Source organism: Salipiger bermudensis (assembly GCF_020171625.1).
GTDB classification, from domain to species: domain Bacteria; phylum Pseudomonadota; class Alphaproteobacteria; order Rhodobacterales; family Rhodobacteraceae; genus Salipiger; species Salipiger bermudensis_B.
Genome location: NZ_JAIUZY010000022.1, coordinates 23,125 through 30,358, shown reverse-complemented (window position 1 = coordinate 30,358; position 7,234 = coordinate 23,125). Strand labels below are relative to the sequence as shown.

Sequence of the window (7,234 nt, the reverse complement as noted above, 5' to 3'; positions counted from 1 at the left end):
TTGTAGTCAGACCAGTTGGTGGTGCGGTAGCGGGCGGGCTCGGGCTTGCTCATGCCGCCCGTCTAACTGCATGGATTCGTAATGTGAATCCTTCATGGCGAGAGTTCTGCAACAACGCCGTTCTGATGCCAAGTCCACGAGGAGGGCTTTAATATCTTGCCGAGTTAGTTCCCGATTGATTTCGCGCGGAAGCAAGATCATCCTATCCCCCATTGCGTTCGCAACATTTGGGGTCACCGGATTTCTAAGCGTCTCAGGTGTGGCTCCGAAATGAGTTACGAACACCGAGTCATCCGCCAAGGTCGCACTCATGTAGATCCTACGCTTTGCATTTTGGAACGAAGGGATCATAGATGGTATTGGAAAAAGAGGCTCGATCTCAATTTCGCCGCCCGAGATAACAACGCGACAAAGGCGCAAATTATCTTCCAGCAGGGGTAGGGAGAACATAAGGTCTTTTGTTTCTCGGTGGCGATAAAGGATTTTTAGTAAGCTCTCCGCTTTTTCTTGAACATCCCAGAAAGGGACTTCAAGATATTCCTGCGGATCGCCAGCCATGATCGCCATAGTGGCGGCCATGCTCTGGCGCTTGAGAGCGCTTTCAAAGAGCGAAGCGATTTCCGAATAAGCGTCGTGGTCAGGTTTCAATCTGATGCGATATTGGTTGGAGACCGTTGCCAAGCAAGCGTGCGCATCATCAATGATAATAGCGCCGATCGGTAACTTGGCTCCAGCCCGGCCTACTCCGAAGATTGATCTTCCGTTGAAGAGCTTGAAAATATTGGTAACATAGACCGCAGATCCTACTCGGATTCGAGGATCATCTTCATCGTCAGTGGCCTCGATGCCTAACGCCTTTGCCTCAGCAATGACTTGCTCTGTCAAATACTTGTCTGGCGTCAGGTACACTGCTGGATAGATATCCTCGTTGAGGCTACTTTGAAGCATAAGGAGGCCTGAGGTTGTTTTGCCACCGCCAGTATCGAGTTTGACAACGTCGTCCCGCTGATCACGCTTTTGGTACCAGCCGTCAAGAATATCCGCTTGGACATCTCGCAGAAATTCAAAACGCGCATCTTTATCCAGGAGCGCGAAAATTTCTCGAGGATTTGTCGTCTTTTCACTGCTGCCGCCGAAAATATCGGCCCAGTCCATAATTCCCTCTTCAACACGTGGTCTCAACCGTAAGGCGTTTCATGTTAGACATCTTACAGATAGAGGTGGGCTGCAAGGCTCTTCGGAGCGGTGAAGGCAAGAATTCCGGATCAATGTAGAACCACACGGAAAACGGAAAATCTGACGTCAACGCGAAGTTCATGTACTGGTAGCAAGTAATCCAGCCCCCCCCCCGAGAATGCTCAGAAATAACCTGCGGACACCATCGACACCGGGCCTTCGAAGCTCTGCATGGACCGCCAAAGAATGTTCACAATTGCGATCGGCTGTGAAGGCTTGCGCAATTGCAGCGAAGGACCGTTTCCTGCCCCTTGTGAGGGTGCGCTGTATCCAACGATGCGATCCTGGCTGGATGTCCGCTTGAAAGATCTGACGAGAGTGCGTTCGCGCCTGCGGCGAAGTTCCGGTTTCCGCCCTTCAAGCCAGGTAAGTTCGCCTTCCTGCGCCGGACGTGAGCGGTGTCTACGGGCCGGTTGAAGCCATCACTTTGTTCCCAGAGCCGCGACGCTCAGTGTCTTCTTGGGTAGCGTTGTGTCAACTGGCCCAGGAAGCCCTCGCGAGGCGTCACTCAGGTCTAATCTCGCGCTGGTGGCGGCCAAGGAGGGCGACCAGTCTTCGGCCAGAAATTACCTTCTGACGCTTGAGGTGGATAAGGCCTCGTTCGACCGGGTCAAGGTCAACGTCTTCTCCACAGACGCGCGCAATGCTGTCGGCGTAAACATCGGTTGCCGTGATGGGCACCTGACAATTTCTCCGACGCTGATATCGGTTCAGGATCGTAGCGACAGTTTGCGTCTGCATCATAGTCTTCGTCAGAGCTTCCACCGTTTCAAAGCAACCTTGTGTTCAGGGTCTCAACATCGCGAGCGCCGCTGCGCCGTGCTCAGGAGCGCATAGCGACGGCACGACGGCCCTCCGCGACTTCATATCACGAACCGCACATCCCCTTCATACGCGAAAGGCGCCGGAGCGTCAGCTCCAGCGCCTCTATCACCGCCTTTCAGAGAGCAGCCGAAGGGCACTAGGCGGTACGTTTCGCCCTTGACACCCCTTGCGCAGACTTATGCTTCCGTTTGCGCATTCATCTGCTTTCTCTGACTCAACTGTAGAACCCACGAAAAATAGTCCATTGGCGGCCTTTCCTCCTCCATAAGTCATTGAAATATAACAACCGAAATCACCAAAACTGACCTTGAGGCCGCCAGATGGCCATTTCACCCAGAGAAAATGGCCATCGAAAGTTCGTAAAAAAATGCCGCCCGAAGGCGGCATGATCTGGATTCCAGGGAAAGGTCAGGTTCTGCGGGTCAGCCCATCAGGAAATAAGAGTCCTGGGAAAGCCCGGACGGCGGGGATTCGAGCAGCGCCTTGATCTCCTCCGGATCGACGACCACGGCCGCGAAGCCGTGTGCGCCGCTCACCAGGTAGACCCGCTTCAGATGGCCGAGGAACATCAGCTCGAGGATGAACTTCACCCCGGCGCGGGATTTCTCGGCCGACTTGGAGAGATGGACAAAGCCCTCGGGCGCCTCGTCGATCGCCTGGAAGTTCGTCTCCAGAAACCGAAGGATCGGCTTCACGCCCCGGCCGTCGACCGCCTTGCCGATCTTGCTCGCCAGGGCACGGTGATCCTGCACGCGGTGCAGCTGCCCGATCTCGATGAGAAGCGCGACCAGCGGGCGGGAAGCTCCGAGCATGCTCGGCAGGCGCGTGACCGGGACAGCATGCTTTACGACATCGATCAGATCGCGCGCTGCGGTGTAGTCGACCACGAGCCGGTTGCTCCCCTGCTCCGCTTCCTCCGGGCTTAGCAGCCCCGCGACCTGCAGGACGTTGCGCAGCGTTCTGGCGTCGAGACCTTCAGCCTTTGCGATCGACGCCACGCTGCAGAGGTGGGGATCAGTCACCGGCTTACCCAAAAGCATGTGCCCCTTGCTGAGCGGGGTGGTCTCGAGGATCACATCCCGGAGCATGTCGCGAATAGGCCCCGGGTTCTTGGACAGTCGGCTACCGGAGAGCCAGGCATGCAACATGCCGAAGGCCGCGCGCGGCGCGGCTCTTTTCCCTTGGGATGCCGTGACGCGCGCCATGAGATACTCCCGGATCGCCGCGCCGCCTTCCGACACGATGGGCCAGCCCGCACGCCCGGCCGCATCCCACATGTCCTCGCTCATGTCAGAGGCTTTCAGCTTCGGCCCAAAGGCCTCAAGGGCGCCCAGCATCTCGGTCGCGCGCACCGCCTGGTCGATATCCTGACCATCCAGCCATGCGGGCCCGGGGCAGCCCTCCAGACGCGCCACCGCGTAGGCCTGCAGCGGCGAGACAACGCGGGCACGACCCGGCACCCGCCGCTCGGCATCGATCAAGGACGTCATGGCCTGCAGCTCATGCGCGATGTCATCCCACCTCCCCGACCGCAGATCCCGGAGCGCTGTTCCGTGGAGCGGACAGGTCCGCACCGGAGCCAACCGCCAGATGAGCCGGTGACGCAGCACGGCACCCGGCAAACGCGCCCCGGTGAGATCATTGTCCAAGCAGGCAGGACAGATCCGTGTCACAGGACCGGTCATGAACTCGGCCGCGAACTCGAGCCCCCGCAACTGGTAGCGCCGCCCACCAACTGCGCTGACCGTATTGCGCAACACCGCTGCGGGATCGTGCCCCGCCCTCTCGCACAGCCGCAGGACCGCCGGCTCGTCGCCCCGCGCGAGGTCCACGAGTGGAATGCCGAGGTCCGTCAGGAACGACAGAACGCGATCGCGGGTATGGAAGGCGGCCTGCCGCGCCGCCCAGGAGAGAGGCGTCTCATCATCGACAAACGGCAGCAAGGGGAAAAGCGTGCTCATGGGGCCGCCCTCACCGCTTTTTCCGACGAGGTTGTTCTTCCTCGTCGACCGCGTCGGGTTTCAGGAGCCAGTAGTGCTCTGCGAAGAAGACATTCTCGGCGGCCGTGCAGGCCTCGTTCATCGCATAGGCGGCAGCGAAATGGCCGATATCCAGGTCGTCGTCGCCGCGCCCGATGGCGATTTCCATGGCCTGCAGCAGCAGCTCGAGGGCCCGTCCGAACCGATAGCGTGCCCCGTGGAAGATGCGTGCGATGAGATCCGCTTCGATCGGCGCTCCGAGCCCCACCCGCTCGCAGTATTGGGTGATGACATCGCGGAAACTGTCGCCATCGACCTGCTCCACGAGATCGGGCAGCACCATCGCGGTGAACCTGCGCTGCACCTGCGGGTCCGTGCGAATGACCTTGGCGAGGTCTTCCGTGCCGGACAGGACCACGATGACGGCATCGTCCCCCTGCATCAGGGATTTCAGCGCCCGCAGGATCAGCTTGCGGTCCGCACAGAAGAGGTCCTGCGCCTCGTCGATCCAGAGCACAGAGATCCCGAGAAGCTGCAAGCGGTGACGCAGGTCCTGCCAGAGCGACCAGGCCTCCTTGCGCGGGTTCGCACCGGGGTAGCCACTCTCCGCCAGCAGGGCGAGGGTCATACTCTTGAACGTCGCGGGGCTCGGCACCGAACATCCAAGATAGCGGGGGCGCCCGTATTCGCCGTCCTGCAGCACCGTGAGCTTGGACAGCGTGCGCTCCAACAGATGGGACTTGCCGCTTCCCGGCCCCCCGATCAGCATGACCCCGCGAGTTTCCCCGGTCCGGGTGAAGCGCTTGGCGACAGGGGTCAGAGCCCCCTGTTCGTCCGTAGCAAGAAGGCGCGTCGTGTGCATTGCCGCCTCGGCATCACGCGCAGAACCGATGTGGAGGCTGCGGACCCGTTCCAGGGCGCTCTTTGCGGTATCAGCTTGTGCCATGATCAGTCCTCCTCGATGGTCATGTTGGATTTGGGCGAGGTGGGCGTAACGCCGCGCGCTTTGGCGGCCCGCTTCGCGGGTTTGGCGGGCGTCTCCGGCCTGCTGGGTTTCTCAGCCGCCACGGTCAGGTCGGAGGATGCGGGGATCTCCATGCCGAGACCGTCTTTCGCTTGGCGCAGATCCTTACGCTCAACGAACTCGATGCCGGCCAGAAGCTTCTTCTCCTCCTTCGCGCAGCGTTTCGCGGACCAGTCTTCGAGGTTGAGGCCGGCCGCGGCCATCGCGGCTTCGTTGCGCGCCTTGATCGCCGTGATGGCGTCGCGGACGGCGACATTGTCGAGGCGGTTCGACTTCGGGTTCGCGTCGCGGACATGACGCACAGCCGTCAGCCAGGTCTGGGCTGCGACACCCTGCAGCGACGCGTCGAGGGCCGGCACCTCGTACCAGGTCTTGCCTCCTTTGACCGAGATGGCGCCGATGTTCTGAGGGTGCCAGCGCACGGACACCGTCTCGGGCGCCTCGCGACGGAAGAGCTCTTGGGTTGCTTCAGACTGGTAGCGCACGCCCAGAATGGTGATACCGGTCTTGTCGAGGCGATACTCGCGCTCCTGGCCGAAGCACAGCCGCATCATCTCCGCGTCCGGCGGCGGCGTCACCCCATGCAGCTTCGACAAGCGACGCCACGCTTTCACAGGGGTTTCTCCGCCCAGCCCGTGATGGGGCGTGTTGTGGTAGATGTCGATCACCCAACGCAGCAGCGCGAAGGTGAAGTCGTCCAGGGTGAGTGCTGCGCGCTTCTCGGGATCCGCATCGCCCTTCTCCATGATGCTGGAGAACGTGTGCCCCGACAGACGCGGCGCGAAGTCGCTCCGGAAGCTTCCGAACGCACGCTCGATCGTTCCGCGGTTTTCCGGCACCCCATTCATCGCCATTTGCCACATCACGCCGAGATCCTCAGCCGCCATGCGGAAGCGCATCGACTTGAAGGCGGAGCCACCATCGAAGACGATCAGCTCGGGCGTGCCATGCATGTCCCAGGGCGTCAGGGCCCCGACAGCGTCCGCCCACGCCCCCTTGTTGGTCGTGATCATCTGCAGGAGCTGCACCGCGGCCTCGGAGTTCGCCGAACGGCTCAGGACCATGCCGACAATGCAGCGCGTGGCACAGCAGATCGCAGCCGTCAGCGTCCAGCGGTCCCGACGCCTGGCCTTCCCCTTATAGCGCGGGTCCTTATCGTCCCCCTTGATATAGAGGCCGAGTTGCCGCTTCTCATCATCGCTGAGCAAGCCATAGATGTTCGTGCTCTCGAGCAGGGTCGAGACGTCCACCGTCCATTCGTCGATCTCGACGCGTTCCAACGGGCGGGTCGCGTTGAGACCGTTCAGTACGGGACGGAACCTCTTGCGGGCTGCAGCCTCGCCATTGCGGGCAACTTCCACGCGAAACGGATCCAGTGCCCGGATCGCCCGGCGCACGGTCTCGCGGCTCGGTACGCTGAGGTGGTCGTTCTCTTCGGTGTAGTGTTCGTTGCGCTCATGGATGGCCAGCGCGACATTCTCGTAGATTTGCTGCATCGTCGGCTTGTCGCGCGACAGATACCCTTGCACTTCCTCGTGCATGATGGCGGCCACCTCGGGGTCGAGACGGGTCCCCCGCCATCCGCGCCGATCCATATTGTCCAGATGGCCGATCAGATTCAGATCATTCCGTTCTGCAAGCCAACGGCGCAGCGTGCGCGGGCTGGGCGCCTCTCCCATGTTCTCGGAGGGCAGAACGTTCATGCCACCGGCAGGGATATGCTTGGATGCCAATTGCGCCGCACGGCCCACCAGCATGTCCATGGAGGCATCAATGGACGCGTCGGTGAATTTCAGCAGCTTCTCGCGATGCATGTCAATTGCCGCTTGGCAGTAGGCATCCTTGCGAACGAACCGGCGCAGCGGCCGCCCGGAGAGTGCGGAAAGAGATACGCCATGCGCCAGCTGACGCTTACGCGCAGCGTCCGGATTGAAGTAGTTACGCTCGACGCGAATCCGGCCCAGGCTTCCCAGGCGGGAAAGATCCTGGTGCGAGAACTGCCGCGAAAAGCCCGTGTCGTCATCCTGGGTCATGACGACCCCGACCTCGGTTTCCATGTGGAGGCGGAAGGCCGTGCCGTCCACGGTCACACGATCGAAGCTACCGAAGGCATAACGGGAATTTTCGGTGGTGAAGGAGAGATCCATTTCGAAGTCCTTTTCGGATGTTT

General features: G+C 60.8%; 4 protein-coding genes. All 4 read right to left on the bottom strand.

The window, feature by feature from the left end; translation table 11 throughout:
• Positions 1-6: 6 nt before the first annotated feature.
• On the bottom strand, positions 7-1,155 hold the full coding sequence (locus tag LCM15_RS21955) for a DEAD/DEAH box helicase (protein WP_224859956.1): 1,149 nt from the start codon (positions 1,153-1,155) through the stop codon (positions 7-9).
• Between the two features lie 1,328 nt (positions 1,156-2,483).
• Positions 2,484-4,022, bottom strand: a complete 1,539-nt coding sequence (locus LCM15_RS21950) for a TniQ family protein (RefSeq protein WP_224859955.1) — start codon at positions 4,020-4,022, stop codon at positions 2,484-2,486.
• Positions 4,023-4,032: 10 nt separating this feature from the next.
• A complete protein-coding gene (locus LCM15_RS21945) occupies positions 4,033-4,986 on the bottom strand; it encodes a TniB family NTP-binding protein (protein ID WP_224859954.1) in 954 nt (317 codons plus the stop codon).
• Positions 4,987-4,988: 2 nt separating this feature from the next.
• Complete coding sequence (locus tag LCM15_RS21940; protein ID WP_224859953.1) at positions 4,989-7,211, bottom strand: Mu transposase C-terminal domain-containing protein; 2,223 nt, start codon at positions 7,209-7,211, stop codon at positions 4,989-4,991.
• Between the last annotated feature and the right edge of the window lie 23 nt (positions 7,212-7,234).

Coding starts and splice junctions, on each gene's coding strand:
- LCM15_RS21955 (WP_224859956.1), bottom strand. CDS start 1,155: ATGGACTGGGCCGATATTTTCGGCGGCAGCAGTGAAAAGACGACAAAT.
- LCM15_RS21950 (WP_224859955.1), bottom strand. CDS start 4,022: ATGAGCACGCTTTTCCCCTTGCTGCCGTTTGTCGATGATGAGACGCCT.
- LCM15_RS21940 (WP_224859953.1), bottom strand. CDS start 7,211: ATGGATCTCTCCTTCACCACCGAAAATTCCCGTTATGCCTTCGGTAGC.
- LCM15_RS21945 (WP_224859954.1), bottom strand. CDS start 4,986: ATGGCACAAGCTGATACCGCAAAGAGCGCCCTGGAACGGGTCCGCAGC.